Annotated in this window: 24 protein-coding genes; 15 read left to right on the top strand and 9 right to left on the bottom strand. The window is 64.3% G+C overall.

The window, feature by feature from the left end; all coding sequences use genetic code 11:
• Window position 1: 1 nt before the first annotated feature.
• Window positions 2-1,162: an MFS transporter gene (locus DQ397_RS10180; RefSeq protein WP_043214221.1), complete on the bottom strand. Its 1,161-nt coding sequence runs from the start codon at window positions 1,160-1,162 to the stop codon at window positions 2-4.
• 389 nt (window positions 1,163-1,551) lie between these two features.
• Here DQ397_RS10180 and DQ397_RS10175 point away from each other — a divergent pair, with 389 nt between their 5' ends.
• The gene (locus DQ397_RS10175) at window positions 1,552-2,769 is read left to right on the top strand and encodes an amidohydrolase family protein (RefSeq protein ID WP_043214220.1); all 1,218 of its coding nucleotides are present in this window, start codon (window positions 1,552-1,554) and stop codon (window positions 2,767-2,769) included.
• 18 nt (window positions 2,770-2,787) lie between these two features.
• On the opposite strand, the gene DQ397_RS10170 is transcribed toward DQ397_RS10175, so the two are convergent.
• A complete protein-coding gene (locus tag DQ397_RS10170) occupies window positions 2,788-3,675 on the bottom strand; it encodes a LysR substrate-binding domain-containing protein (protein ID WP_043214218.1) in 888 nt (295 codons plus the stop codon).
• A gap of 114 nt (window positions 3,676-3,789) precedes the next feature.
• Here DQ397_RS10170 and DQ397_RS10165 point away from each other — a divergent pair, with 114 nt between their 5' ends.
• Both DQ397_RS10165 and DQ397_RS10160 read left to right on the top strand, forming a co-directional pair.
• Entirely contained in the window at window positions 3,790-4,464 is a 675-nt protein-coding gene (locus DQ397_RS10165) for a bifunctional 2-polyprenyl-6-hydroxyphenol methylase/3-demethylubiquinol 3-O-methyltransferase UbiG (RefSeq protein WP_043214216.1), read from the top strand.
• A gap of 169 nt (window positions 4,465-4,633) precedes the next feature.
• Window positions 4,634-5,518, top strand: a complete 885-nt coding sequence (locus DQ397_RS10160) for a DMT family transporter (RefSeq protein WP_043211660.1) — start codon at window positions 4,634-4,636, stop codon at window positions 5,516-5,518.
• Here the strand turns inward: DQ397_RS10160 and DQ397_RS10155 are convergent, their stop codons facing one another.
• A complete protein-coding gene (locus DQ397_RS10155) occupies window positions 5,519-6,430 on the bottom strand; it encodes a hypothetical protein (RefSeq protein ID WP_043211658.1) in 912 nt (303 codons plus the stop codon). It abuts the gene before it with no gap.
• 206 nt (window positions 6,431-6,636) lie between these two features.
• On the opposite strand from DQ397_RS10155, the gene DQ397_RS10150 reads away from it, so the two are divergent.
• The 6 genes from DQ397_RS10150 to DQ397_RS10125 all read left to right on the top strand — a co-directional run bounded on the left by DQ397_RS10150 (window position 6,637) and on the right by DQ397_RS10125 (window position 11,870).
• Entirely contained in the window at window positions 6,637-7,617 is a 981-nt protein-coding gene (locus tag DQ397_RS10150) for an aliphatic sulfonate ABC transporter substrate-binding protein (protein WP_043211657.1), read from the top strand.
• 16 nt (window positions 7,618-7,633) lie between these two features.
• Complete coding sequence (locus tag DQ397_RS10145) at window positions 7,634-8,998, top strand: LLM class flavin-dependent oxidoreductase (protein ID WP_043211655.1); 1,365 nt, start codon at window positions 7,634-7,636, stop codon at window positions 8,996-8,998.
• A gap of 134 nt (window positions 8,999-9,132) precedes the next feature.
• Window positions 9,133-9,969 carry a bifunctional allantoicase/(S)-ureidoglycine aminohydrolase gene (locus DQ397_RS10140; protein ID WP_043211653.1) on the top strand — a complete coding sequence of 279 codons (837 nt, stop codon included), beginning with the start codon at window positions 9,133-9,135 and terminating at the stop codon, window positions 9,967-9,969.
• Between the two features lie 101 nt (window positions 9,970-10,070).
• Complete coding sequence (locus DQ397_RS10135; protein ID WP_043211670.1) at window positions 10,071-10,670, top strand: START domain-containing protein; 600 nt, start codon at window positions 10,071-10,073, stop codon at window positions 10,668-10,670.
• 209 nt (window positions 10,671-10,879) lie between these two features.
• Entirely contained in the window at window positions 10,880-11,167 is a 288-nt protein-coding gene (locus tag DQ397_RS10130; protein ID WP_043211651.1) for a hypothetical protein, read from the top strand.
• A gap of 88 nt (window positions 11,168-11,255) precedes the next feature.
• Entirely contained in the window at window positions 11,256-11,870 is a 615-nt protein-coding gene (locus DQ397_RS10125) for a Yip1 family protein (protein ID WP_043211649.1), read from the top strand.
• Between the two features lie 18 nt (window positions 11,871-11,888).
• On the opposite strand, the gene DQ397_RS10120 is transcribed toward DQ397_RS10125, so the two are convergent.
• The gene (locus DQ397_RS10120; protein WP_043211647.1) at window positions 11,889-12,152 is read right to left on the bottom strand and encodes a DUF1652 domain-containing protein; all 264 of its coding nucleotides are present in this window, start codon (window positions 12,150-12,152) and stop codon (window positions 11,889-11,891) included.
• A 334-nt stretch (window positions 12,153-12,486) separates the two neighbouring features.
• Between DQ397_RS10120 and DQ397_RS10115 the strand changes: the two genes are divergently transcribed.
• Window positions 12,487-12,714, top strand: coding sequence for a DUF6555 family protein (locus tag DQ397_RS10115; RefSeq protein ID WP_043211645.1), 228 nt, complete (start codon window positions 12,487-12,489; stop codon window positions 12,712-12,714).
• A 27-nt stretch (window positions 12,715-12,741) separates the two neighbouring features.
• On the opposite strand, the gene DQ397_RS10110 is transcribed toward DQ397_RS10115, so the two are convergent.
• On the bottom strand, window positions 12,742-13,626 hold the full coding sequence (locus DQ397_RS10110) for a pirin family protein (RefSeq protein WP_043211643.1): 885 nt from the start codon (window positions 13,624-13,626) through the stop codon (window positions 12,742-12,744).
• Between the two features lie 170 nt (window positions 13,627-13,796).
• A complete protein-coding gene (locus tag DQ397_RS10105) occupies window positions 13,797-14,684 on the bottom strand; it encodes an EamA family transporter (protein WP_043211640.1) in 888 nt (295 codons plus the stop codon).
• Between the two features lie 258 nt (window positions 14,685-14,942).
• Between DQ397_RS10105 and DQ397_RS10100 the strand changes: the two genes are divergently transcribed.
• Entirely contained in the window at window positions 14,943-16,340 is a 1,398-nt protein-coding gene (locus DQ397_RS10100; protein ID WP_043211638.1) for a cytosine permease, read from the top strand.
• 92 nt (window positions 16,341-16,432) lie between these two features.
• Here the strand turns inward: DQ397_RS10100 and DQ397_RS10095 are convergent, their stop codons facing one another.
• Together DQ397_RS10095 and DQ397_RS10090 are read right to left on the bottom strand one after the other, a co-directional pair.
• On the bottom strand, window positions 16,433-17,242 hold the full coding sequence (locus tag DQ397_RS10095; protein ID WP_256664375.1) for a class II aldolase/adducin family protein: 810 nt from the start codon (window positions 17,240-17,242) through the stop codon (window positions 16,433-16,435).
• Window positions 17,243-17,286: 44 nt separating this feature from the next.
• Window positions 17,287-18,330 carry an ABC transporter substrate-binding protein gene (locus DQ397_RS10090; protein ID WP_043211637.1) on the bottom strand — a complete coding sequence of 348 codons (1,044 nt, stop codon included), beginning with the start codon at window positions 18,328-18,330 and terminating at the stop codon, window positions 17,287-17,289.
• A 189-nt stretch (window positions 18,331-18,519) separates the two neighbouring features.
• Between DQ397_RS10090 and DQ397_RS10085 the strand changes: the two genes are divergently transcribed.
• From DQ397_RS10085 to DQ397_RS10070, 4 genes are all read left to right on the top strand, one after another.
• The gene (locus DQ397_RS10085) at window positions 18,520-20,472 is read left to right on the top strand and encodes an FAD-dependent oxidoreductase (RefSeq protein WP_043211636.1); all 1,953 of its coding nucleotides are present in this window, start codon (window positions 18,520-18,522) and stop codon (window positions 20,470-20,472) included.
• A 40-nt stretch (window positions 20,473-20,512) separates the two neighbouring features.
• Window positions 20,513-21,118, top strand: coding sequence for a cupin domain-containing protein (locus tag DQ397_RS10080; RefSeq protein WP_043211635.1), 606 nt, complete (start codon window positions 20,513-20,515; stop codon window positions 21,116-21,118).
• A 92-nt stretch (window positions 21,119-21,210) separates the two neighbouring features.
• Window positions 21,211-22,518 carry a phosphate ABC transporter substrate-binding/OmpA family protein gene (locus DQ397_RS10075; RefSeq protein WP_043211634.1) on the top strand — a complete coding sequence of 436 codons (1,308 nt, stop codon included), beginning with the start codon at window positions 21,211-21,213 and terminating at the stop codon, window positions 22,516-22,518.
• Window positions 22,519-22,681: 163 nt separating this feature from the next.
• Entirely contained in the window at window positions 22,682-23,731 is a 1,050-nt protein-coding gene (locus DQ397_RS10070) for a TerC family protein (RefSeq protein ID WP_167358122.1), read from the top strand.
• A gap of 31 nt (window positions 23,732-23,762) precedes the next feature.
• Here DQ397_RS10070 and DQ397_RS10065 read toward each other — a convergent pair whose 3' ends face one another.
• Window positions 23,763-24,992, bottom strand: coding sequence for an acyl-CoA dehydrogenase (locus DQ397_RS10065; protein ID WP_043211633.1), 1,230 nt, complete (start codon window positions 24,990-24,992; stop codon window positions 23,763-23,765).
• Window positions 24,993-25,007 lie beyond the last annotated feature (15 nt).

The following is a 25,007-nucleotide window of genomic DNA, read 5'->3' as shown; positions in this document are numbered from 1 at the left end:
CTCAAGCTGAAGCCGACAACCGCTCCCCAGCCCTCTTCGAGCGGCCACCCAGGCACGTCACCGCAAACGCGATCACCAGCGCGCTGGTGCCCAACAGGAAGATCAACTGCTGATTCGATCCCTCCACCAGCAAGGCGATCAGGGCTGGGGTCACCGCCGCCGCGCCCATCAGGGTGATGCTCACCAGGGGCGTGAGTTTTCCGGTCGGGTCATTGGTAGTGATCAACGCCATGTAGTACGACAACGACAATACCCAGCCGAAGTTAATCAACAGCAGCGCCACGAATAACTGCATCGGGGTGCGGGTGTGTCCCGTCAGCATGGCGATCGACACGAAGATCGCCACCAGGCCCACGGCGATCATCAGCTGCCGGTTGACCCGCGCGCCCAACAGGCTAGGCAGCCCCGCCCCCGGCAAGCCGCCGATCGCAGAAAGGCCAAACGCCCAGCCGATATCGACACCGTCGATGCCCTGGTCACGCGCCAATTGGTCGATGAAGCCCCACACGCAATAAATGGCGATCTGCATGAACAGCATGCCCACCAGCGCGCTGCGCCCCATGCGCGACGAACCGCCTTGGGCGCACGTCCCCTCGCCGCTACCGATCAGCGCCGCGGGCTTGCGTGGCAGCGCAAGGCTCGCGCCGCAAATCAGCAGGTACCACAGGCCAAAGGAACACAGCGCCGTCACCGTGCCGCTCTGGGCCGCAAGCAGGGGCAAGGCGGCGGAAAACAACGAGTACTCAGGCGTCTGCAGCAACAGCATCAAGCCGAACGAGCGGTCCTGGTAGGGCAAACGACCCAACGTGGACACCGCATAGGCATAGATCAACCCGGCGCACGTGCCCGCCGCCAGGCGTACCAGCAGCAGCGTGCCGTTGCTCGGCGCAAAGGCGGTGGCCATGCTCAGCGCCACGCACAGCAACCCCACCCACAGACAGAGGCTGCGCCCACCCTGGCGTTTCATCACGATCGGGCACAGCAATGTGCCCAGGGTCATGCCGATCATCTCCACCGAGACGACCCAGCCCTGTTGATCGAGCGACAAGTTCAGTTGTTCGGTGACCAACCCCATGAAGATTGGTTGTACACCGCAGACGATGAATGAAGTGCAGGCGATGAAGATGAGGGAAGCACGCAGTAGCTTGGAGTCTTTGATCATGAATGGACCCTGACACGCTGCACAGCATCACCTGCTAGATCAGGTGACCCTGCCCACAGCGTTTGTTTTTATTGTTTGGGTGACTGGGCCCAATACGCCGCGATAGACGCCCCGCAGACCCAGGTGAGCGGTGGCTTGACCGCTCTGGGATGCAATCCTGGGCCTTGCCTGAGGCCTTTGAAAGTTAAATATCGGAATCGACTCCAGTGGGCTTTTTAATGCACGCCGATACCGCTTGCCTGTATCCAGAAACGCACTGCAATCGATGCCGATATTTAATTTGTGAGGCCCCTGGAGATTCCCTACCGTGTGTCGCTACATCCAACCCAGGGGCCATCGCCCGCCACCGTGCGCTTCGTCGAACCGGCCCCGATGATAAAAGGCCAGCCATGAACGACCGTGAGTTCATCAACGCCATCGACGCAGATGGCCTGCCCCTGAACATCGCCGTGAAGAACGGACGTATCACCCACATCGGTCCACAGCGCGCCGCCGTCGCCGCAGCCGAGACCATCGACCTGGAAGGCCTGCTGGCCCTGCCCGGCTTCGTCGATGGCCACATCCACCTGGACAAGAGCTTCGTTGGCGACCGCTGGCGACCGCACCAGAACGTCGCCACCCTGCGCGAGCGCCTGGCGGTGGAAAAACGCGAACTGGCCAGCGCCCCACCAATCCTCGACCGCGCCGATGCCCTGATCCGCCAGGCCGCCACCTATGGCACGCTCGCCATGCGCTGCCACGTGGACGTGGATGCCACGACTGGGCTGAGCCATCTGAACGCCATTCTCCAAGCACGGGATAACTGGAAGGACCTGATCGACATCGAACTGGTGGCCTTTCCCCAGGCGGGCGTGGTGTCCTGCCCCGGTACCGCCGAAATCCTGGAAGCTGCCGTGCGTGAGGGTGTGCAAGTGGTCGGCGGCATCGACCCGACGACGCTGGACGGCGATGCCGAAGCACAGCTGGACATAATCTTCGGCATCGCGGAGCGCCATGGGGTGAAGGCCGATATCCACCTCCATGAACCGGGCGAGATTTGCATTGCCCAGCTCGAACGCATCGCTGCACGCACCCGCGCCCTGGGCATGCAGGGCCTGGTTGCGGTCAGCCATGCGTATGGGTTGGGAGATGTGTCCGAGCAGGTGGTTGACCGAACCGCGCAGGTACTGGCCCACGCAGGTGTCTCGATCATGACCAATGCGCCTGGCGAGCATGCCTTTCCGCCGGTCTTGCGCCTGCGTGCAGGGGGGGTGCGGGTGTTCACCGGCAACGACAACATCCAGGATGCCTGGTGGCCCTATGGCAACGGCGACATGCTGCAGCGCGCGATGCTGGTCAGCTATCGCTCTGGGTTCAATACCGACGAGGAGTTGCGGGTTGCGCTGGACATGGCCACCGAGGCCAGCGCCGCCGTGATGGGCAAGACCGACTACGGCCTGAAGGTGGGCAACGAGGCGAGCTTCTTGTTGTTCAAGGCACCGAACGCGGCGGCAGCGGTGGCGGCGGCGCTGCACGAGCGATTGATCGTGCGCCATGGGGCGTTCTGGGGCGGGCCCGCCATCTTGCAGCTCAAGGCTGCTCAGTTCAGTCGTGAGATGCGCCGCTGAGTCGGCCCCTGGACGGAATCAGGCCGGTTCAGGTGCTTCGTCACGCAGGATGCCGATCAGGATGTCCGCCAGCGCCTTGACCATCGGGTCGGCCGTGGGCCGGTAGAAGATCGCCGCCTCGAACACCTTGATCGGCTTGAAACCCTCCTCGGCGCCCAAGACCCGATGCCCAGGCGTGACCACCCGGGACGGCAGCAGACTGACCCCCAGCCCATTGGCCACCGCCGCCTGGATACCGGCCAGGCTCGAGCTGGTAAACCCGATGCGCCAGCTACGCCCCATGGCCTCGACCGCGCTGATCATGTCGTCTCGATACAGGCCCCGCGGCGGGAAGGTCACCAAGGGGATCGGGTCCTGGGCAAAGCACGGGTACTGCGCGCTGTCGATCCATTCGATGCGTTCCGGCTGGCAGGCATTGGCCTCGCGGCTGTGACGGCGTTGCTTGACCAGCACCAGGTCCAGCTCGCCACGGTCGTAGCTGCCCATCAGGTCTCGGCTCAGGCCGCCGGTGATCTCGAGCTTCACTTTGGGATGCTTGCGATTGAACGCCGCCAGCGACGCCATCGTCTTGCCGGCGACAAAATCGTCCGGCAAGCCGATGCGCACGGTCACCGTCACGCCGCCGGATAGCGCCTCGCTCAGCTGGTTGCTCACGGCCAGCAAATGCCGCGCATAACCCAACAGCATCTCGCCGGCATCGGTCGGATGCACTTCCCGGTTGCTGCGATCGAGCAACTGATGCCCGACCATTTCCTCCAACCGCCGCACCTTCTGGCTGACTGTCGACTGGGTAGAGTGAAGCCTGGCAGCGGCTGTGGTGAAACTGCCGCAATCGGCCACCATCACCACGGCCCGTAGCAGATCCAGATCATAGATCGATCTATTGGGTTTCGCACTGTCTGTCATAGGCAAGATTCATCTTTCGAATACACGCAGTCCGAGCATCATGCCAGAAGCCCTGCGCCTTGGGTGGCGCGATCCGGCCTATCCTTGTGCTTGACCCCTCAGCGGACACGCCCGATGCCCACACCTGACGCTTCACTGCTGCAAAGCTGGCAGCACAACGCCCAAGCCTGGATAGCCGCCGTGCGCAGCGGTGCCATCGAAAGCCGGCGGCAAGTCACCGACCAGGCCATCCTGCTCGCGGTGCTGGGCCGCCAGCCTGAGCGCGTGCTGGACCTGGGCTGTGGCGAGGGCTGGTTGTTGCGCGCCTTGGCCGAGCGCGGGATCGAGGTGACGGGCGTGGATGGTGACGAGACGCTGGTTCAGGCCGCGCAGGCTGCCGGGGCGAGCCGTGTATACCAGGCGACCTACGAGCAGTTGGCGCAAAGGCAGGTGGACGTCGGCCAGGAGTACGACCTGGTGTGCGCCAACTTCGCCTTGCTGCATCAGGACATCATTCCGCTGCTCGACGCCATGCGCGCCCTGCTCGCCCCAGACGGCGCAATGGTGATCCAGACCCTGCATCCCTGGACGATGGCCAATGGCGATTACCAGGATGGATGGCGCGAAGAAACGTTCGCCGGATTTGCCGGGCAGTGGGCCCCGATGCCTTGGTACTTCCGCACCCTCGCCAGTTGGTTGAATGCTCTGGACATGGCCGGGTTGCGCCTGGTCAGCCTGCAGGAGCCGCAGCACCCGCAAAGCCCGGTACCGCAGTCGCTGTTGCTGGTTGCCCAACGCCAAGTCTTGTAGTGCCCTTTTCGCGAGTAAACCTGGGCCTGTCCCGCCCCCAACTGGATCCCTGAACATCCGCTTGGTTGCGACAGGATTCACACCAGACGCGCCAACCACACCCCGCCCCCTTGCTCCCCTTCGCGCCCACCCGCTAGCCTGCCTTCCTCTCCCGGACGGACCCTGCCCCATGCAACCGCGCGACCTTGCCGCCTATTCGTTCCTGGCCATCACCTGGGGGCTGTCCTTTCTGGTGGTGCTCAAGGTCGTGCATGCCTTCGGTTGGGTCGGCGCGGTCAGCCTGCGCTCGCTGATCGCCGGCGGCACGCTGGCCGTACTGGCGGCGCTGCTGGGGCGGGCGCTGCGCCTGCGTCCCTTGCTCAGGCCGCTGCTAGTCGTGGGCGCCACCACGGTGGCCGGGCAACTGATCGGTCTTTCCTACGCTACACCGCGAATCGGCACCGCCATGTCGGCGATTCTGGTGGCGACCATTCCGCTGTTCTCGATGATCATCGGTCGCGTCTGGGGCCTCGAGAAAATCACCCCCCAGGGCCTGGCTGGCCTGCTGTTGGGCGTACTTGGCATCGTCATGCTGGTGGGGTTCCCGGCGCAGGCCGTGACCGAAGACTTCATCCACGGCTGCATCGCTTCGGTCTTTGGCTGTCTGTGCGCTGCGTTCGGCAGCAACTATGCGAGCCTGCGCCTGCGCGGCCAGGACCCGTGGACGGTCACCGGCGGCGCTTTTCTCGCTGGCGGCCTGTTGACATTGCCCTTGTTGTGGGTGGTGCCTGTACCCACCGTGCCCCAGGCCAGCGACTGGCTGCTGCTGGCCATCAGCGGCGCGGTGATGAGCGCCACTACTTACGTGCTGTACTTCGGCCTGGTCGCGCGCATCGGTGCCACCCGTACCATCAGCGTGGAGTTCGTGGTGACCTTGGTGGCCGTGCTGATCGGCGCGCTGTTCCTCGGCGAAGCCCTGAGCCTTCTGCAGATCGTGGGCGGTGGGGTGATCCTGCTGGGCTGCATGCTGGTGCTCGGCTTGCTGCCGGGGCGCGGCAAGCGCCTGCCCAGCTGATCAGGCCTCTGGCACGTCCGGTGCCACATCCTGCGCCTGGGCGGTGTTGGTATCGATCGGTGGCGTCAGGCGCAGCACCCGGTCTCGCCCGCCTTCGGCGAGCAGGTAGCCACCCTTGCCGTCGGGAACGATGGCCTGGGGCGCCTTGAGGAAGGTCAGCACCGTGTGACGCTGCCCCTGGGCGTCGATGCGCAACAACCGTGCGCGGTGGGTGGAATCTTCGCTGATCCACAGGCCACGCTGGTCGCAGAGCAGGAAGGTGGGGTTGCGCAGGCCGCTGGCCACCACCGGGTCCTGGCCATCCTCGCTCAGCGCACGGATTTGCCCGGCGCCCTTTTCGGTGTAAAGCAGGCGGCCATCACTGCAGCGGGTCAGGCCCTCGGTTTCGGTCAGGCCTGAACGCAGGATGTCGAGCTGACCGCTGTGCCAGTCGTAGCGCATCAAGCGGCCATTGCCCTTGCGGTCTTCGATGGCATAGAGGTAATCGCCGTCGTTCCACAAACCCTGCACGCTTTCGCCATCGAACAGATGGGTCACCTGGCCATCCCGAGCAAGGCTGACCGGTGCTCTGCCGCCCTCCTGGCTGAACACCCAACCGCCTTGTGCAGCCACCATGCCATCAGGCTTGGACAAGCCCTCGATCATGACGACCCGATCGCCTTCGGCGGTGATCTTCAGGATGCTGCCACGGCCATCGTCCAGCTCGCGGCTCACCAACAGACTGCCGTCGGCCTGGGGCAGCAGCGAGGCGGCCTTGTCCACCGAGCGGTGAAGTACCTGAACACCCCAGCCATCGGCGGCCTGGACGGGGTAAAAACTCTGCCAGGCAAAGAACCCCAGCGCGCTGGCAAGCACGCCGGCGGTGCCGGCCAGCAACACTTTCACAGCGCGTACGCGTAGGGCTCGTGCCATTGATCGTCTCCTTGGAAGAGGCGAAATCCTAGCAAGAGGATGTGAAAAAAATGTTGTCAGCCCTACGCGGCCGGCCGTCTATGAAAAACAAAACGATATATAAAGAACAAAACATTCTAACTAAATGGAATTAAAAAATTGAAAGCCCTCGCGCGCCTCCTTAGGCTGGAGAACATCCCACCCAAGCCTTTCCAGGAGATCTTCCCGTGCCCGCCCGTGCCTTCTCTCCCCTTCGCCGCCTGCTGCTTGGCGGCCTGCTGGCCAGTGTCGCCAGTGCCTTGCTGCCTTGGTCCAACGCCTTGGCTGAAGACGCCAAGACCTTGCGCATCGGCTACCAGAAGTTCAACAGCATCAACATCCTCAAAGGCAGCGGCGCCCTGGAAAAAGCGCTGGCGCCGCAAGGCGTGAAAGTCACCTGGCACGAATTCGCCGCCGGGCCACAGTTGCTCGAAGCCCTGAGTACAGGCGCCATCGACCTGGGCCACGCTGCCGACGCACCGTCGGTGTTCGCCCAGGCGGCCGGCAAACCGGTGGTGTACCTGGCAGCCGAACAACCCTACCCCCGCGGCATCGGGCTGGTGGTGCGCGAGCAAGACCACATTGCCCGTGTCGAAGACCTCAAGGGCAAGCGCGTGGCCACCGGCCGTGGCTGGAACGCCCAGTACCTGCTGGCCGTGGCCTTGGAGCAGGCAGGCCTGAGCTACAAGGACATCACCCCCGCCTACGTCAACAACGCCGCCGACGCCGTGGCCGCCCTGCAGTCGGGCAGCGTGCAGGCTGTCACCCTGTGGGACCCGTTCCTGGCCGCAGCCGAACGGCAACCGGGCCTGAAAAACCTGCGTGATGGCAGCGGGCTTTCCAACAACCGGACGTTCTACCTCTCCACGGCCGCCTTCGCCGACCAGCATCGCGACCTGCTCAAGACCTTCTTCAACGAACTGGCCAAGGTCAGCCAGTGGGCCAATGCCAAGCCTGCCGAGGTCGCCAACCTGCTGGCGCCGCAGTTGGGCATCGGTGCCGACGTACTGGAGGTGGCCAGTGAACGGCGCAACTACAACGCCGTGGCCATTACCCCACAGATTGTCGCCGAGCAGCAGAAGCTGGCCGACACCTTCCAGAGCCTGGGCCTGATTCCGCGCAAGCTACAGGTGGCCGACGCGGTCTACCCGGCTTCCGTCCTGCCCTGACGCCAAGGAGCTCCGCATGCCGCGCCCGATTCGTTTCAACGCCTTCAGCATGAACGCCGCCAGCCACCAGTCACCGGGCCTCTGGCGTCATCCGCGCAACACCAGCGTGGATTTCAACCGCCTTGAATACTGGACGGACCTGGCTCGCCTGCTCGAACGCGGATTGTTCGATGCCCTGTTCATTGCCGATGTGCTGGGCATCTACGATGTCTACCAAGGCGGGCCGGACGCAGCCCTGCGTGGCGGCGTGCAGGTCCCGGTCAACGACCCCTTGCTGCTGGTGCCAGCCATGGCCGGGGTGACCGAACACCTGGGCTTCGGCGTGACCTTCTCGCTGACCTACGAACACCCCTACCCCTTCGCCCGACGCATGTCGACGCTCGATCACCTGAGCAACGGCCGAGTCGGCTGGAACATCGTCACCGGTTACCTGGACAGCGCCGCACGCAACCTGGGCCTGGCCCGGCAACTGGGTCATGACCAGCGCTACGACCTGGCCGAGGAATACCTCGAGGTGCTCTACAAACTCTGGGAAAAGAGCTGGGACGACGATGCCGTGGTGCTCGAGCGCGAGACCGGCCGCTACATCGACCCGTCGCGCGTACACCCCATCGGCCACGCTGGCGAGCACTTCCAGGTGCCTGGCATGCACCTGTGCCAGCCCTCGCCCCAACGTACCCCGGTGCTGTTCCAGGCAGGAGCGTCGGCGCGCGGCCAGCAGTTCGCCGCGCGGCATGCCGAATGCGTATTCATCAGTGGCCCGACACCCACCGTGTTGCGCCGCTATGCCGACGGCATCCGCCAGGCCAGCGAGGTCGCCGGGCGTGGCCGCGATGAAGTGCTCATCTATGCCCAGGCCCTGCTGATCGTCGGCCAGACGCACGAACAAGCCCAGGCACGCTTTGCCGACTACCGCCGCCATGTCGATCTGGAGGCGGCCCTGGCCCTGCTGTCGGGCTGGACCGGCATAGACTTCGCAGGCCTGGAGCCCGACGCGCCCATCGAATATGTGGAGAACGACGCCGGCCGCGCGGCCCTGGCCGCCTTCACCGCCGCGGACCCCGACCGGCGCTGGACAGTACGCGAGGCGGCGCAGTTCGTGGGGCTGGGCGGTCGGGGACCGGTGCTGGTGGGCTCGGCGCAAGAAGTCGCCGACCAGCTGGAAACCTGGCTCGACCAGACCGGCATCGACGGTTTCAACCTCACCTACGCGGTTCAACCGGACGATCTGGCCAATGTGGTCGAGCTCTTGATACCCGAGCTGCAACGCCGCGGTCGCTATCCCTTGGCCTATGAAAAGGGAACCCTGCGTCACAAGCTGTTCGGCCAGGGCGATCGTCTGCCAGAAGCCCATGCCGGGCGCCTGGTCGACATTCACTGAATAAATACCGGACATTTCAACATTTAATTTGTGGATGCCACGGAAAGGCTCATATCCTGTCCGTGCATCCCCTGCGGCGCACCGGCCGGTGCGGTTCAACGGCACGGGGAAAGAACAACAAGTCGAGACTCTCCATGTCGAATCATTCGTACTTCGCCCCTCACGGTGGGCACCCAGGCCAAACCGAGCTGCTGACTGACCGTGCCATGTTCACCGAAGCCTATGCCGTCATCCCCAAGGGCGTGATGCGTGACATCGTCACCAGCCACCTGCCGTTCTGGGACAAGATGCGCATGTGGGTCATCGCCCGCCCGCTGACCGGCTTCGCCGAAACCTTCTCCCAGTACATCGTCGAAGTTGCCCCGGAAGGCGGCAGCGAGCGTCCTGAGCTGGACCCGAACGCCGAAGCGGTCCTGTTCGTGGTCGAAGGCGAGATCGACATCACCGTCGAAGGCAAGCACCACACCCTGGTCCCTGGCGGCTACGCCTTCCTGGCCCCGGGCGCCGACTGGAGCCTGCGCAACAACAGCAAGTCCAACGTCACCTTCCACTGGCTGCGCAAGCACTACCAGAAGGTCGAAGGCCTGGCTGTTCCGGAATCCTTCGTCACCCACCGCAAGGACGCCACCGTCATCGAAATGCCGGGCACCGAAGGCCGCTGGGTCACCACCCGCTTCGTCGACATGGCCGACATGCGCCACGACATGCACGTCAACATCGTGACCTTCCAGCCAGGCGGCGTGATTCCGTTCGCTGAAACCCACGTCATGGAACACGGCCTGTACGTGCTGGAAGGCAAGGCGGTGTATCGCCTGAACCAGGACTGGGTCGAAGTCGAAGCCGGTGACTTCATGTGGCTGCGTGCCTTCTGCCCGCAAGCCTGCTATGCCGGCGGCCCTGGCCCGTTCAGCTACCTGCTGTACAAGGACGTCAACCGCCACGTGCACCTGACGCTCAACCCACAGCGTTGAGTCCAGGCTGATGTCTCACAAGCCCGCCTTCATGGCGGGCTTGTCGTTTGTGTCCATACTTTTTGCACCCCACTGCTTGCGGACCTGTGTCCATGCCCCTGGTGTATCGTCTGTTGCTCGCCCTGCTGCTCCTGTTGCCAGCCCCCTTGCTGGTGGCGGCCGACTGGCGCCTGGCGCATCAGGAGGATGGCGTCGACGTTTATCTGAGCGCTGTGGAAGGCTCGCCCTACCAGGCGTTTCGCGGCGTGACCCGCATCAAGGCAAGCGTGCGTACCCTCACTGACCTGCAGGAGAACCTGCGGGTGGCCTGCAAATGGCTATATGCCTGCGCTGAGATGCGCTTGCTGGAAGTCGAGGGCGACAGTACCTGGGTCTACTTGGTCACCGACCTGCCCTGGCCGGCCCACCCCAGGGACATCGTGCTGCGCGTGCGCACCGAGCGCCTGAACGATGGGACCCTGATGCGCTACCTGAGCGCCGAACCTGGTAGGGTGCCCGCAGCGCCAGGGTTGATCCGCGTACGCCGACTGCGCGGGGAATGGACCATGCGCCCGTTGGGGGAAAAGGAAACCGAAGTGAGTTATCAACTGCAGGCCGACCCGGCGGGCGACGTGCCGGGATGGCTGGCCAATCAGTTCGTGGTGGATGCGCCGCTGGTCACCTTGCGCACATTGAAGGCCGTGGCCGAGCGTCAGCCCTAAATTCGCGGGTAACCCCGCTCCCGCAAGGATCACTCTAACCCCTGAGGAGCGGGTTCACCGCCAAACCAGGCCCCGTCCTGACAGCGCAAAAATAAACGCTCGATGAAATAGAAATAATTTGAACAACACCCCGGGAGAGGTTTCGAATGATAGATACCTCCGCGATCCTCCCAGGAGCCCGTCATGTCCCTACGTCCGCTGTGTCAGCCATGAAGGCCCACTACCGCGCTCCCTGCGCCAGCCTGGAGCTGGACTTCGTCCGCGATACGCTGTTCGGCCCGGTGGCTCATCGCGTGGAATGCCAGGTCCAGCTAGCCGCGCTCAACTTGCAAGGCTGCCCGGCGCTGCGCCTGCACATCGACCCACCGCTGCCGGAAAAACTCGACCGCGCCCACAGCGTGGCGTTCGTCTGGGACGGACGCAGCTATCACGGCGTGGTGCGTGACCATGCCAAATGCGGCGATGGCGGCATGAACCTGGTGCTTGAGCTGCAGTGAAGCGATCAACGGGCGACAGATAACCTGAACCCTGGGCGCTGGGGCTTCTCCATAAAAAGAGGACACGCTTGCCCTCGAGGAGATTGCCATGAACAGCCCCTTGCTCAAGCTCTTCACACAACCGGGTGCCGCCTGGCTGGACATCCGCCGTGCCGAGGAAGCCCACCCGCAACAATACCTGCCACGCCTGCTGGCACTGGCGCTGATCCCGGCCGTGTGCCTGTTCATCGGCACCACCACGTTCGGCTGGAGCCTGGCCGCGGAGGATCGCGTACGCCTGAGCCTGGTCAGCGCTGCGCAGTTGGCGGGCCTTCTGTACGCCACGACCGTGGTCGGCGTCATGTTGATGGGCGTGATGATCCGCTGGATGTCACGAGGTTTCGACGCCCAACCCACCCTCAACCAGTGCATCGGCTTTGCCGCCTATTGCGCCACGCCCTGGTTCGTCGCGGGCGTGGTGGGCCTGGTGCCGATGCGCTGGCTGGCCGTGCTGGCCCTGCTGGCAGCCTCGGCCTATGCCACGGTATTGCTCTATGGCGGCTTGCAGACGTTTCTGCGGCTTCGCAAGGAACAGGCCCTGCTGTTCGCAACCTGTGTCTGGGGTGTGGGACTGCTGTTGCTGGTGACCATCCTGGTGTCGATGATCCTGTTCTGGTTCAACGGCCTGATGCCTGAGTATGTGCGCCCGGCCAGCCTTGGCTGACCGGGTCTGCCGAGCGTTTCAGGCGATGGCCCTGGCCACGTGCGGATGACCCAGGCGCTGATCCTTGCGCAACTGGTTCACCAGTTCATGGACATCACGACAGCTATTGAGGCTGTCCAGGGGAATGCCGGTGACGGTCAGGCAATCGTCAAGCCCCTGTTCGTTGCCCAGACGAATGGTCAGGCTGACGCCGTCCGGGCAACTGACCTCGCAGCGGTCGGGCAGACAGGCCTGCTCGATCAGCTGGCGCATTTCCAATAGCGAAACTCCTATCAACGACATGGTTCGACCCTCTCTGTACTGGATGGCCTGTTGTGTGTGAGTACGCCCTGAACTGGCGCAGTGCCAATTGATATTGCGCATGTCCAAGCGGTCACTCATTTGCTGGAGCAATGAGTGCCCGGTGAATCCTCTAGCACCTTAGAAGAAGAGTCCGGCTTGACGCTGGCTGTTCGATCCAATGAAGCAGGCTTACGACGAGCGGTCTTGCCTGTGCCGCTGGTCGGGCAAGGGGGAATTTTTTCAAACTTTTGAGTAAGTCACAGTTTCCCACGGATAGGCCACGGAACGTCTTGCACGTGGCCAGCCTGCGCGGCTGCGCAAGGGATGGGGACCGATGATCGACGCCAAACTTTTCGTGATCGACTACGAACTGCACGGGCAGCACAAGTCGTTCGTGATCCGCGCCGAGCGGATGGACAACGCCGAGGCCTGGCACTGGGCCAGTTGCGATGCGGGAGTGGCCCGCATCGGACGCTACGGGCGCGAGAAGATCAAGAAAGTCAGCAAGCCGGTGGCCGAGCGTTACGGGATCAGTGATGTACAGTGGCGGCAGACCGGTTGAACGGCTGCCGCGCTGTGGCCCATCGACTCAATGCTGGGGGCCCTGCTCCCCCGCCATCTGGCCGAACCGCCCGGCCTGGAAGTCTTCGAACGACTCGGCGATCTCCGCTTGGCTGTTCATCACGAACGGGCCATAGCCGACGATAGGCTCATCGATTGGTTCGCCGCTGAGCAGCAGCAGGCTCACGTCTTCCAAGGCCTGCACCTGCACGTGCTCACCATCGCGCTCGAGCAGCACCAGGCTGGCCGGCCCGGTCTCACGCTCGCCATTGACCTGCACATTGCCCCGCAAGACCACCAGCGCAGCGTTGCGCCCTTGGGCGATGGGCAGTTGCAGGCTGGCACCGGCCGCAAGGCGCAGGTCCCAGACATCCATGGGCGTGAAGGTCCGAGCCGGGCCTTTGTGGCCTTGATAGTCACCGGCAATCACGCGCAGGGTACCGGCATCGTCTAGCAGCTTCACCACCGGGATATCACTGGCCAGCAGCGTCTGGTAGCCCGCTGCAGCGCGCTTGTCCCGGGCAGGAAGGTTCACCCACAGCTGCACCATTTCAAGGGTGCCGCCAGTGCGGGCGAAAGCCGGCGAGTGGAACTCCTCGTGCAGGATGCCGTTGGCAGCGGTCATCCACTGCACGTCCCCGGGGCCGATCAGGCCACCGGCGCCGGTGGAGTCGCGATGCTCCAGCTCGCCCTGGTAGACGATGGTCACCGTCTCGAAGCCGCGATGCGGATGCTGGCCGACACCGCGGCGCGCGGTGGTCGGGGTGAAGTCGTGCGGGCCGGCGTAGTCCAGCAGCAGGAACGGGCTTATATGACGGGCCAGATTGTCATAGGTGAACAGACTGCGAACCGGAAAGCCATCCCCGACCCAATGGCCGTGAGGGCTACGATGAACACCCAGAATCTTTTTCATGAGAAGTCTCCTCTCTCAGATAGCTGGGTATAACACTACCTATGAGAACAATACTTCGGTAGATAGCAAAAACGGCCATGATCGTCCCAACAGCAGAACAATCGCAACCGGGTTGGCGGTCATCGTTGTCGGAGCGGGCTTACCCGCCAACACGCCACCGCCGACCTCACTCATTGTGCCGTGGCCGCCCGCAACCGCTGTCCCAGCCGCGGCCCGAACACATTGATCAGCAGCCCCGCCATCACCAGCAACGCGCCCCAACCCTGCACCGCGCTCAAGCGCTCATCCAGCAGCCAGGCCGACGAACTCAAGCCAATCACCGGCACCAGCAACGAGAACGGCGCCACCTTGCCCGCCGGATGGCGCGACAACAGCGTGCTCCAGAGGCTATAGCCCAGCATGGTGGCGACGAAGGCCAAATACGCCAGCGCCAACACCGAATTCAAGCCGAGGTTGGCCAATGCATGGCCAATGCGCTCCGGACCTTCGAGCCACCAGGACAACGCCAGAAACGGCAGCGGCGGGATCAGCCCGCCCCAGATCACCAAGGCCACTAGGTCCACCGAGCCAAAGCGCCGGGTAATGATATTGCCCATCCCCCACATGGCCCCCGCGCACAGGGTCAACAGCAGCGCCAGCAACGGCACGTGGCTGCCATCTTCGCTGCCGATCAGCACCAACCCGCCCGCTGCCACCAGCAACCCCAGCACACTCGCCAAGCGCAGGCGCTCACCCAAAAACAGCGCGGCAAAACCCAAGGTGAAGAACGCCTGAGATTGCAGCACCAACGAGGCCAGCCCCGGTGGCATGCCGCTGTACATGGCCTGGAACAGGAACGCGAACTGCCCCAGGGAAATGGTCGCGCCGTAGGCGATCAACCAGCGCCAGGGAAGCTTCGGTCGCTTGACCAGCAGGATCGCCGGGAACGCCACCAGGGCGAAACGCAACGCACCGAGCAACATGGGCGGCAAGCCATCAAGGCCGACCTTGATGACAACGAAGTTGACTCCCCAGGCGATGATCACCACCAGGGCGATCAGCAGGTCCTTGAGCGGCATTGCGGCTTCCTTCTTCAGGCGTTCTAGACATATTTCGTTACAGCATAAGGCCATTCTTTTTTCACCGACCAGCACAGTTGGGCACCGACCTTGCGCAACAGTCGTTCAAGCGAAGCGTCTGGCAAGCGTGTGAACCGCCACTCGTTACCTGTCAAGCTTCACTTGACCGAACTTGTCTATACATGCTCATATCTCGACACAGCCAGTCTTTGCCGATGGCTCGCCCGCCCCCCACAAAAACAAGTACGCGGAGTGCCCATGTCCAACAAACCCGTGATCGAACGGCGCTCGATCGACTACATCCCCGAAGCTGAACGCCATGGACGCGTGTACAGCCAGTTCACCCTCTGGCTGGGAGCCAACCTGCAGATTACCGCTATCGTGACCGGCGCCCTGGCCGTGGTGCTCGGCGGTGATGTGTTCTGGTCGCTTATCGGCCTGTTGATCGGGCAATTGGTCGGTGGCACGGTGATGGCGTTGCACGCCGCCCAAGGCCCGCGCCTGGGCCTGCCGCAGATGATTTCCAGTCGTGTACAGTTCGGGGTCTATGGCGCGGCCATCCCCATGGTGCTGGTGTGCCTGATGTACCTGGGCTTCACCGCCACCGGCACGGTGCTCTCCGGCCAGGCCATCGGCCAATTGATGAGCGTCAGCGACAGCACCGGCATCCTGATCTTCGCCAGCGTGATCGTGCTGGCCACCCTCGCCGGCTACCGGGTGATCCATTGGATCGGGCGCGTGGCCAGCGTGTTGGGGATCATCGCCTTCATCTACCTCTTCAGCCGCATCCTGATGCTGGCCGACATCGGCCAGTTGATGGACAACCGCCATTTCTCCTGGGCCTCGTTCCTGCTGGCCGTTTCGCTCGCCGCCTCCTGGCAGATCGCCTTCGGCCCGTATGTGGCGGATTACTCGCGCTACCTGCCCAGCAGCACTTCGCCGGTCAAGACCTTCCTCGCCGCCGGCCTGGGTTCGGTGATCGGCGCTCAAGCCTCGATGATCCTCGGTGTGTTCGCCGCCGCCATCGCCGGCGGCCAGTTCACCGGGCACGAAGTGGCCTATATCGTCGGCCTGGGCGGCGCAGGCACTACCGCGGCCCTGCTGTACTTCAGCATCGCCTTCGGCAAGGTGACCATTTCGACGCTGAACTCCTATGGCAGCTTCATGTGCATCGCCACCATCATCAGCAGGTTCCGTGGCCATCTGCAGATCAGCCGAGCGCAGCGCCTGGTGTTCGTCCTGGCTATCGTCGGTGCCGCGACCTTGGTCGCGCTGCTCGGCCAGCATTCGTTCCTGAGCGCGTTCAAGTCATTCATCCTGTTCCTGCTGACCTTCTTCGTGCCCTGGAGCGCGGTGAACCTGGTGGACTACTACTTCATCACCAAAGAGCGCTACGACATCCCCGCCCTGGCCGACCCTGAAGGGCGCTATGGCCGCTGGAACTGGCCTGGGATCATCGTCTACACCTTCGGTGTGCTGGTGCAGATGCCGTTCATCGACACCAAGCTGTACACCGGCCCCATGGTCGCCCACCTAGGCGGCGTGGATGTCTCCTGGCTGATCGGCCTGGTCGTGCCGAGCGTGCTGTACTACTGGGTCGCCCGTGGCCGCGCGGCGCAGGCGCCGGCCCACATCATCGTGCCGGACGCTCGCTGACACCGGCGCCTTCGCCCCTTGGGCTGCTGTGCAGCCCATTGCAGGCTTCGCCGGCTCAACGACGCGCTACCCTGGGAGCCGGCGCTGGCGTCTCAGTCGCGATAATCCGGCGCCACCCGCTCCAGCAACCGCAGCAAGGCCTGCCAGGCCAACGCATTGCCGTCTGGGTCCGACAACTCCCCGGCTTTCAACGGCCGCGCCGGGGAATTGAACTGGCGCTCGGTATGCGCGCACACCTCGTGCGGCGGCACGATCACCTGCCCGGCCTGCAAGGCCGCCAACTGGATCTCGCAGGCTTTCTCCAGGTAGTACATGCGCATGAAGGCCTCGGCCACGCTGCTGCCGACGGTCAACAAACCATGGTTGCGCAGGATCATCACCGAGTGCTCGCCCAGGTCCGCCACCAGGCGCTGCTGCTCGTCCATGTCCAGGGCGATGCCTTCATAGGCGTGGTAGCCAACCCGGCCGTAGAACTCCATGGAAATCTGGTTGAGCGGCAGCAAGCCGCATTCGAGCGCCGCCACTGCGCAGCCAGCCCGGGTGTGGGTGTGCAACACGCACTGGGCGTCCTCGCGGGCGCCGTGAATGGCGCTGTGGATGACGAAACCGGCCGGGTTCACCGGGTAGGGCGTCGGCTCCACCGGATTGCCCTGCAAATCGATCTTCACCAGTTTCGAGGCCGTGATCTCATCGAACAGCAGGCCGTAGGGGTTGATCAGAAAATGATGCTCAGGCCCCGGCAAGCGCACGGAGATGTGGGTGAAGATCAGATCGGTCATGCGAAAGTGCGCGATCAGCCGGTAGCAGGCGGCCAGTTCCTGGCGCAGGGTCCGTTCGGAGGGGGTCATGTTGTTGTCCTGGTTCGAGAATGTGAGAGGCCGAGGTCTGTTCGGCGCTCCGATTTACCCACGAAGGCCGCGAAGCGGCCTTGGGGATTGAATCTACCTCACTTGCTGGCCCATGCGTTGAAGCGCTGCTCCAGCTCCTCGCCATGGTCAACCCAGAACTCGACATTCATCGCCAGCGCGCCCTTTAGGTTTTCCGGTGAAGTCGGCACCCAGCTGGCCAACGCAGGATCGAGCCTGGCTGCGGCCTGAGTGTTGGTCGGGCCATAGGGGATCTGCTGCACATACCGCACTTGGGTGTCTGGCTGGTTGGCATAGGCAATCAGACGCCGTGCCTGATCGACATGCTGGGAGCCCTTGATAATCGCCCAGTAATCCATGCCATACAGACTACCCGGCCACACCACCGCCAGCGGACTGCCCTGCTGGGCAGCGACGGCGATGCGGCCGCTGTAGGTGGAGGTCATCACCACATCGCCTGCTGTCAGCCACTGCGCGGGCTGGGCGCCGGCATCCCACCATTGGATGTAAGGCTTGAGTTCGGTGAGCTTGGCGAAGGCGCGCTCGACACCTGCCGGAGTAGAAAGCATCTTGTAGACGTCCTCGACCTTCACGCCGTCGGCCAGCAGCGCGAACTCCAGGTTGTACACCGCACGTTTGCGCAGCCCGCGCTTGCCGGGAAACGTCTTCACATCCCAGAAATCCGCCCAGGACGTGGGCGCCTTGGCCAGCTTGTCGCGGTCATAGGCAATCGCCACGCTCCACACCAGCGCCGCCGAACCGCACGCCTGGGCCGCGTCCGGGATCAGCTCGGCGGCATGGCCAATCTGTTGCCAATCCAGGCGCTCGTAGATGCCTTCGTCACAGCCGCGCATGAGGTCCGGGCCTTCGATCTGCACCACGTCCCAATCGACATTCCCGGTATCGGCCATCACCTGGATCCGGGCCATCTCGCCGTTGTACTCGCTCTGGATCAGCTTGCTGCCATCCTGGGCGCTGAAAGGCTGGAAGATCGCCACGTCCTGGGCTTTCTGGCCCGCGCCGCCATAGCCGACCACGACCATCTGCGGCGCCGCCTGCGCACTGCCCAGGCCCAAGGCCAGAAGCACTGCGCACAATCCGGTCCTGCGGGGAAATGCTTGCATCGGTGGTTCCTCCTGCCGGTGCCTGGCCGGTGCAGCGCAGGCTCCGCTTTCTTGTTGTTGTGAGGGATGCCCCTGAGCGAGGGGTCGAGGGAACGCTAGACGCCAGCCAGTAAAAAAACAAGTTGATTTTTTACTGGCGCTACACTTTCATGGAAAAAACAAGAACGACAACCGACCGGAGCTGCGCGCATGTCGACCGCCTTCCCCCACCTGTTCGAACCGCTGCAGATCCGTGGCAAACGCCTTAAGAACCGCATCATGTCCACCGGACATGACACCTGCCTGCCCACCGACAACTTGGTCAACGACAAGCTCATTGCCTACCAGCGCGCCCGCGCCGAAGGCGGCGCCGGCCTGATCGTGCTGCAGGTGGCGGGGGTTCACGACAGCGCCCGCTACACCTCCCATGTGCTGATGGCCACCGACGATGCCTGCATCGACGGCTATCGCCGTCTGGCCGAGGCCTGCCACGCCCACGGCACCGTCGTGCTGTCACAGTTGTTCCACCCCGGGCGCGAGATCATGGAAACCGCCGATGGCCTGCTGGCAGTGGCCTACTCGGCCTCGGCGGTGCCCAACGAGCGTTTTCGGGTGATGCCTCGGGCGCTGGACCAGGCGATGATCGACGAGATCATCCAGGGCTACGCCAGTGCCGCCCGCCGCCTGCATCAGGCCGGGCTCGACGGCGTGGAAGTGGTAGCCAGTCATGGCTACCTGCCGGCGCAGTTCCTCAATCCGCGGGTCAATCGCCGCACCGACGGCTACAACGGCGGCCTCGAGCAACGCCTGCGCTTTGTGCGTGAAGTGCTGAGCGCCGTGCGCGCAGCCACCGACGAGCAATTCATCGTAGGCCTGCGCATCAGCGCCGACGAGCGCGACCCCGAAGGCCTGACCGAGGACGAATCCCTGGTGGCTGCCCAGGCCCTGCAGGGCGAGATCGACTACCTGCACATCGTCGCCGGCACCTCCGCCTCACAAGGCGGTGCGGTGCATATCGTTCCGCCCATGGCCATCGAGCCTGCGTATCTCGCCCGCGAAGCCGGCACGTTCAAGGCGCGCCTGGACATCCCGCTGTTCGTCACCGGACGCATCAACCAGCCCCAGGAGGCCGAGTTGATCCTGGCCCGCGGTCAGGCCGACGTCTGCGGCATGACCCGCGCGCTGATCTGCGACCCGCAGATGCCATCGAAGACCGAACGTGGTCAGGTTGAGGACGTGCGCGCCTGCATCGCCTGCAACCAGGCCTGTATCGGCCATTTCCATCGCGGCCTGCCGATCTCTTGCATCCAGCGTCCAGAGACCGGCCGCGAACTGCAATACGGCACGCTCACCCCCACCCAGGCGCCCAAGCGCGTGATGATCGCAGGCGGCGGCCCGGCCGGCATGAAAGCCGCGGCGGTCGCAGCGGCGCGCGGTCATGAGGTGACCCTGTACGAGGCCGGCCCACAGTTGGGTGGCCAGGTGCAATTGGCCCAGCTGCTGCCGCGTCGCAGCGAGTTCGGCGGCGCCAGCACCAACCTGCAACGGGAGATGGAACTGGCCGGCGTGCGCGTGGTGCGCAACACCCGCGTCGACCGGGCCTTGGTCGAACGCGAACGTCCCGATGTGGTGATCGCCGCCACCGGCGCCCGCCCGTACTGGCCCGAATTCGAACGCAGTGGCGACTTGCAGGTGGTCGATGCCTGGCAGGTGCTGCGCAACCAGGCCACCCTGGGACGCTCGGTGCTGGTGGTGGACTGGCGCAGCGACTGGATCGGCCCCGGCATCGCCGAGCGCCTGGTGCGCGAAGGCCATCAGGTGCAGCTGGCAGTCAATGGCACCCACTGTGGCGAGAGCTTGCCGCTGTACGTGCGCGACCAGATGGCCGGCGAGCTGCACCGCCTGGGCATCCCCATCACCCCCTATGCCCGGCTGTACGGCTGCGACGACAACACCGTCTACCTGCTGCACACCGCCAGTGGCGAACCGATGATCTTCGAAGAGATCGACACCCTGGTCCTGTGCCTCGGCCATCAACCGGTGGACACCTTGGCCGAGGAACTGGCCGGTTTGGTTCAGGTGCGGCGCATCGGCGACTGCCTGGCACCGCGCACCGTCGAAGAAGCGATCCACGACGGCCTGACGGTTGCCTGGGCGCTCTGAGGCTGGTCATACTTCTGGCTTTCCCGATGGACCGACGCGCATGAGCCAGCAACCCCAGACGCCGCCGCCCGCCGCCGAAGACGGCGGCGCGGCCCCGCAGTTTCTCGGCACCCGCATCCGCGGCCTGCGCAAGCGCCGCGGCATGACCCTCGCCGAGCTGGCCAAGCAAAGCGAACTGACCGCCGGCTACATCAGCCAACTGGAGCGCAATCTCTCCTATCCCTCGATCCCGGCGCTGTTCAACATTGCCCGCAGCCTGGGCGTGACCATCCAGTGGTTCTTCGCCAGCGAGGCCAGCACCGCCCCTGAGGACCAAGGCTACGTGGTGCGGCGCAACAGTCGCCTGAGCGTGCATTACGAGGACGGTATCGTCGATCAGTTGCTCACCCCCCAGCCCAACCGGCAGCTCGAAATCCTCCATTCGCGCTTTCCCCCGGGCACCTACAGCCAGCAGAGTTACAGCCACGAGGGCGAGGAAGCCGGCTATTTGCTGTCCGGTAGCTTCGAGCTGTGGGTCGGCGAGCGGTATTTCCAACTCAACGAAGGGGACAGCTTCAGTTTCTCGAGCCAAGAGCCCCATCGTTATGGCAATCCTGGAGCAGTGGATGCCGTGGTGATCTGGGTGATCACGCCGCCGACATTCTGATCGGGCCCCTTTTCTCAACCTCACGCCCTGTCATCTCCCGGTCACGCCACTGTCGTAATCTGCAGCGCATCTTTATGCCACAGGTCTCCGGCATGCCTCGCCTGTTCGCCTTGCTGTGCTGTCTGTTCCCCTTGTGGGCCCTCGCAGGGCCCGCGCAACTGCGCATCCAGGGCTCCAATACCATCGGCGCCGCCCTGACACCCGCGCTCATCCAAGGCCTGCTGGCGGCCCAAGGTGCCACTGCGGTCACCCAAACCCCGAGCCGCCAAGCCAACGAAACCGAAATCAACGCACTCGATGCCCAGGGCCAGCCTTTGCGCATCACCATCGCCGCCCACGGCTCGAGCACCGGCTTCACAGCCCTGGGCGATGGCCAAGCGGACCTGGCGGCCGCGTCCCGCCCCATCACCGACGACGAAGCTCGGCGTCTTCGGGCACTAGGCGATCTTCGCGGCAAAGGCGCCGAACAGGTCATCGGACTGGACGCAGTGGCGGTAATCGTTCACCCGGACAATCCGCTGGCCCAACTGACCACCGCGCAATTGGCCCAAGTGTTCTGCGGCCAGGTACGACGCTGGGAACAGCTCGGCGTGCCCGGCGGGGAGATCCGTCTGTATGCCCGTGACGATCGCTCCGGCACGTTCGAAACCTTCAAGGCTCTGGTGCTGGAGCCACGCCAGCAGACGCTGGCCGGTCAGGCGCAACGTTTCGAATCCAGCGAAGCGCTGGCCGAGCGGGTCAAGGCTGACCGCCAGGCCATCGGTTTCAGCAGCCTGGCCGCCGTGCATGGCGCCAAGGTGCTGGCCATCGCCGAAGGCGACGCGCCAGCCATGCTGCCTACCCCAACGCTGGTCGCCAGCGAGGATTATCCGCTGTCGCGCCGCTTGTTCTTCTACCTGCCTGCTCGCGCCGCCCCTTTGGCGGTCGCCCTGGCCGAGTACACCCAAACCCCCGCCGGGCAGGCCATCGTCGCCCGCCAAGGCTTCGTGGCCCAGCAGGTCAAAGCCCTGCCCGTACCCGCCCAGGCCGACATGCCGCCACGCTATCGGACCCTGGCCGCTGAGGCCCGGCGCCTGACCGTGAACTTTCGCTTCCAGCCCGGCAGCGCCAACCTGGACAACAAGGCGCTGCGCGACGTACGCCGGGTCGCAGACTACCTGCGCCAGGCCGGCAAGCTGCAGCACCAGGTGGTACTGGTGGGGTTTGGCGACCCCAAGGAAACCCAGGGCCGCGCCGCCCTGCTCTCGCGCCTGCGGGCCATGGCGGTGCGCCGCGAGCTCGCCCGCGATGGCGTGGAAATCAAGGAAGTGACCGGCATGGGCGACGAACTGCCAGTGGCCGACAACGACCAGGAACAAGGGCGGCTGCGCAATCGACGGGTGGAAGTGTGGGTGTACTGAAGGACTGGGCAGCCTCGCAAAGAAATGTAACAGCGCGCCATTCGGCAGGCTCACCGATCGGGACTACGCTCAAGCCTATGTGATACCGGGCCCCTCTGACGGCTACCCAGCCGCCATGTCGGATCACTGTTGCCATGCAACGTCGACATTAAAGGAGGGGCTCATGATGGCTCTGCACACATTCCTCACCACCCCGTTCCTCGGCACCAGCGCCTGGCTGTGGCTGGTCTTCATCGCTATCGTCATCGGCCTGCTGGTCCTGGACCTTGGCGTGCTCCACCGCAAGAACCGCGAGATCGAAATGCGCGAGAGCCTGCTGCTGTACGCCGGCTATTTCAGTGTCGGCGTGTTGTTCGGCGCGTGGGTCTGGTACGAGCTGGGCGCGCAGTCGGCGCTGGAGTTCTACACGGGGTTCCTGGTCGAGCAATCGCTATCGATGGACAACGTGTTCGTCATGGCCATGATCTTCGGTTTCTTCGCCATTCCCCGCCGTTACCAGCACCGGGTACTGTTCTGGGGCATTCTCGGCGTGGTGGTCCTGAGGGCGATCATGATCGGCGTAGGTGCGGCGCTGGTGCAGCACTTTGCCTGGGTGCTCTACCTGTTCGGCGCCTTCCTGCTGTTCACGGGTGTAAAGATGGCTTTGGCTCGGCAGGAAAGCCACCCGGACCTTGCCAACAACCCGGTGCTACGCTTCGTACGTCGGCACATGCGGGTCACCGACCAGGTCCACGGCGCACACTTCTTCGTGCACCTCACCCCGCCCGGGCAGCACACCGCCGTGCGCCATGCGACGCCGCTGTTCCTGGCACTGGTACTGATCGAGTTGGCCGACCTGGTGTTCGCCGTCGACAGCGTCCCGGCGATCTTCGCCATCACCCAAGACCCGTTCATCGTCTACACCTCGAACATCTTCGCCATCCTCGGTCTGCGCTCGCTGTACTTCGCCCTGGCGGCGCTGATGCACCGCTTCGTCTACCTCAAGTACGCCCTGGCGCTGGTACTGGTGTTCATCGGCTGCAAGATCTTCTACCACGGCCTGGTGGGCAAGGTGCCCGCCTTGCTGTCGCTGGGCGTGACGTTCGGCTTGCTGCTCGGCGGGGTGCTGTTGTCACTGTTCAAGACCCGCGACCGGCATGACGACCCGGCGCAAGACCACCCGGACCTTGCAGAAAAAAACGAGCGCGCCGGTTCTCCCCCATCTGGTCCATAACCCGCCTCGGGGCCGCATAAGCGGCCCCAGTTCAGTGACCGCTACGCAGTAGCTCCTTGGGCACATGCTTGCCGATCTCGTACTTGCCCACCGCTGCCCGATGCACTTCGTCCGGCCCGTCGGCCAGGCGCAGGGTGCGCTGCATGGCGTACATGTAGGCCAGCGGGAAGTCGCCACTGACACCGGCCCCGCCGTGGATCTGGATCGCCCGGTCGATCACCTTCAACGCCACGTTCGGCGCCACCACCTTGATCTGGGCGATCTCGCTGCGCGCGACCTTGTTGCCGACGGTGTCCATCATGTAGGCGGCCTTGAGGGTCAGCAGCCGCGCCATGTCGATCTCCATGCGCGAATCGGCGATCTTGTCGACATTGCCCCCCAACCGAGCCAGCGGTCTGCCGAACGCCGTGCGCTCGACGGCGCGCTTGCACATCAGCTCCAGGGCACGCTCGGCCATACCGATCGAGCGCATGCAGTGGTGGATGCGCCCAGGGCCCAGGCGACCCTGGGCGATCTCGAAGCCACGGCCCTCGCCCAGGATCACATTCTCATACGGCACCCGTACGTTCTCGAACAGCACCTCGGCATGGCCATGGGGCGCATCGTCGTAACCGAACACCGGCAACGGGCGGACGATCTTCACACCCGGCGTGTCGGTAGGCACCAAGATCATCGAGTGCTGCTGATGACGCGGCCCTTGCGGGTCGGACAAGCCCATGAAGATCATCACTTTGCAGCGCGGGTCGCAGGCACCGGAGGTCCACCACTTGCGCCCGTTGATCACCCACTGGTCACCCTCGCGCACGGCCGTGGCGGCCATGTTGGTGGCGTCGGAGGACGCAACGTCCGGCTCGGTCATGGCGAACGCCGAACGGATCTCGCCGCGCAGCAACGGCTCCAGCCATTGGCGCTTCTGCGCCTCGCTGCCATAGCGCACCAGCACCTCCATGTTGCCGGTATCGGGCGCCGAGCAATTGAACGGTTCCGGCCCCAGCAGCGAGCGCCCCATGATCTCGGCCAGGGGGGCGTATTCGAGGTTGGACAGGCCTGCGCCGTACTCCGACTCGGGTAAGAAGAGGTTCCACAGGCCTTCGGCGCGGGCCTTGGCCTTGAGTTCTTCCATGATTGCGGTGGGCTGCCAGCGATCGCCCTCGGCGACCTGGCGTTCGAACACCGGCTCCGCTGGGTAGACATAGGCGTCCATGAATGCCGTGACACGCTCACGCAATGCCTGGACCTTGGGCGAATAGGCGAAATCCATCAGGGCTACCTTCAC

The sequence above is a fragment of the Pseudomonas sp. CK-NBRI-02 genome (genome assembly GCF_008124495.1).
GTDB lineage: Bacteria > Pseudomonadota > Gammaproteobacteria > Pseudomonadales > Pseudomonadaceae > Aquipseudomonas > Aquipseudomonas guariconensis.
Note: the sequence above shows the minus strand (reverse complement) of the source record. Positions and strands in the feature narration are given on the sequence as shown.

Bases quoted from the DNA above. Each gene is read 5' to 3' on its own strand.
- DQ397_RS10105 (WP_043211640.1), bottom strand. From the start codon at position 14,684: ATGCCGCTCAAGGACCTGCTGATCGCCCTGGTGGTGATCATCGCCTGG.
- DQ397_RS10160 (WP_043211660.1), top strand. From the start codon at position 4,634: ATGCAACCGCGCGACCTTGCCGCCTATTCGTTCCTGGCCATCACCTGG.
- DQ397_RS10090 (WP_043211637.1), bottom strand. From the start codon at position 18,330: ATGCAAGCATTTCCCCGCAGGACCGGATTGTGCGCAGTGCTTCTGGCC.
- DQ397_RS10180 (WP_043214221.1), bottom strand. From the start codon at position 1,162: ATGATCAAAGACTCCAAGCTACTGCGTGCTTCCCTCATCTTCATCGCC.
- DQ397_RS10085 (WP_043211636.1), top strand. From the start codon at position 18,520: ATGTCGACCGCCTTCCCCCACCTGTTCGAACCGCTGCAGATCCGTGGC.
- DQ397_RS10115 (WP_043211645.1), top strand. From the start codon at position 12,487: ATGATCGACGCCAAACTTTTCGTGATCGACTACGAACTGCACGGGCAG.
- DQ397_RS10155 (WP_043211658.1), bottom strand. From the start codon at position 6,430: ATGGCACGAGCCCTACGCGTACGCGCTGTGAAAGTGTTGCTGGCCGGC.
- DQ397_RS10100 (WP_043211638.1), top strand. From the start codon at position 14,943: ATGTCCAACAAACCCGTGATCGAACGGCGCTCGATCGACTACATCCCC.
- DQ397_RS10130 (WP_043211651.1), top strand. From the start codon at position 10,880: ATGAAGGCCCACTACCGCGCTCCCTGCGCCAGCCTGGAGCTGGACTTC.
- DQ397_RS10065 (WP_043211633.1), bottom strand. From the start codon at position 24,992: ATGGATTTCGCCTATTCGCCCAAGGTCCAGGCATTGCGTGAGCGTGTC.
- DQ397_RS10170 (WP_043214218.1), bottom strand. From the start codon at position 3,675: ATGACAGACAGTGCGAAACCCAATAGATCGATCTATGATCTGGATCTG.
- DQ397_RS10125 (WP_043211649.1), top strand. From the start codon at position 11,256: ATGAACAGCCCCTTGCTCAAGCTCTTCACACAACCGGGTGCCGCCTGG.
- DQ397_RS10110 (WP_043211643.1), bottom strand. From the start codon at position 13,626: ATGAAAAAGATTCTGGGTGTTCATCGTAGCCCTCACGGCCATTGGGTC.
- DQ397_RS10075 (WP_043211634.1), top strand. From the start codon at position 21,211: ATGCCTCGCCTGTTCGCCTTGCTGTGCTGTCTGTTCCCCTTGTGGGCC.
- DQ397_RS10120 (WP_043211647.1), bottom strand. From the start codon at position 12,152: ATGTCGTTGATAGGAGTTTCGCTATTGGAAATGCGCCAGCTGATCGAG.
- DQ397_RS10165 (WP_043214216.1), top strand. From the start codon at position 3,790: ATGCCCACACCTGACGCTTCACTGCTGCAAAGCTGGCAGCACAACGCC.
- DQ397_RS10070 (WP_167358122.1), top strand. From the start codon at position 22,682: ATGATGGCTCTGCACACATTCCTCACCACCCCGTTCCTCGGCACCAGC.
- DQ397_RS10145 (WP_043211655.1), top strand. From the start codon at position 7,634: ATGCCGCGCCCGATTCGTTTCAACGCCTTCAGCATGAACGCCGCCAGC.
- DQ397_RS10175 (WP_043214220.1), top strand. From the start codon at position 1,552: ATGAACGACCGTGAGTTCATCAACGCCATCGACGCAGATGGCCTGCCC.
- DQ397_RS10140 (WP_043211653.1), top strand. From the start codon at position 9,133: ATGTCGAATCATTCGTACTTCGCCCCTCACGGTGGGCACCCAGGCCAA.
- DQ397_RS10080 (WP_043211635.1), top strand. From the start codon at position 20,513: ATGAGCCAGCAACCCCAGACGCCGCCGCCCGCCGCCGAAGACGGCGGC.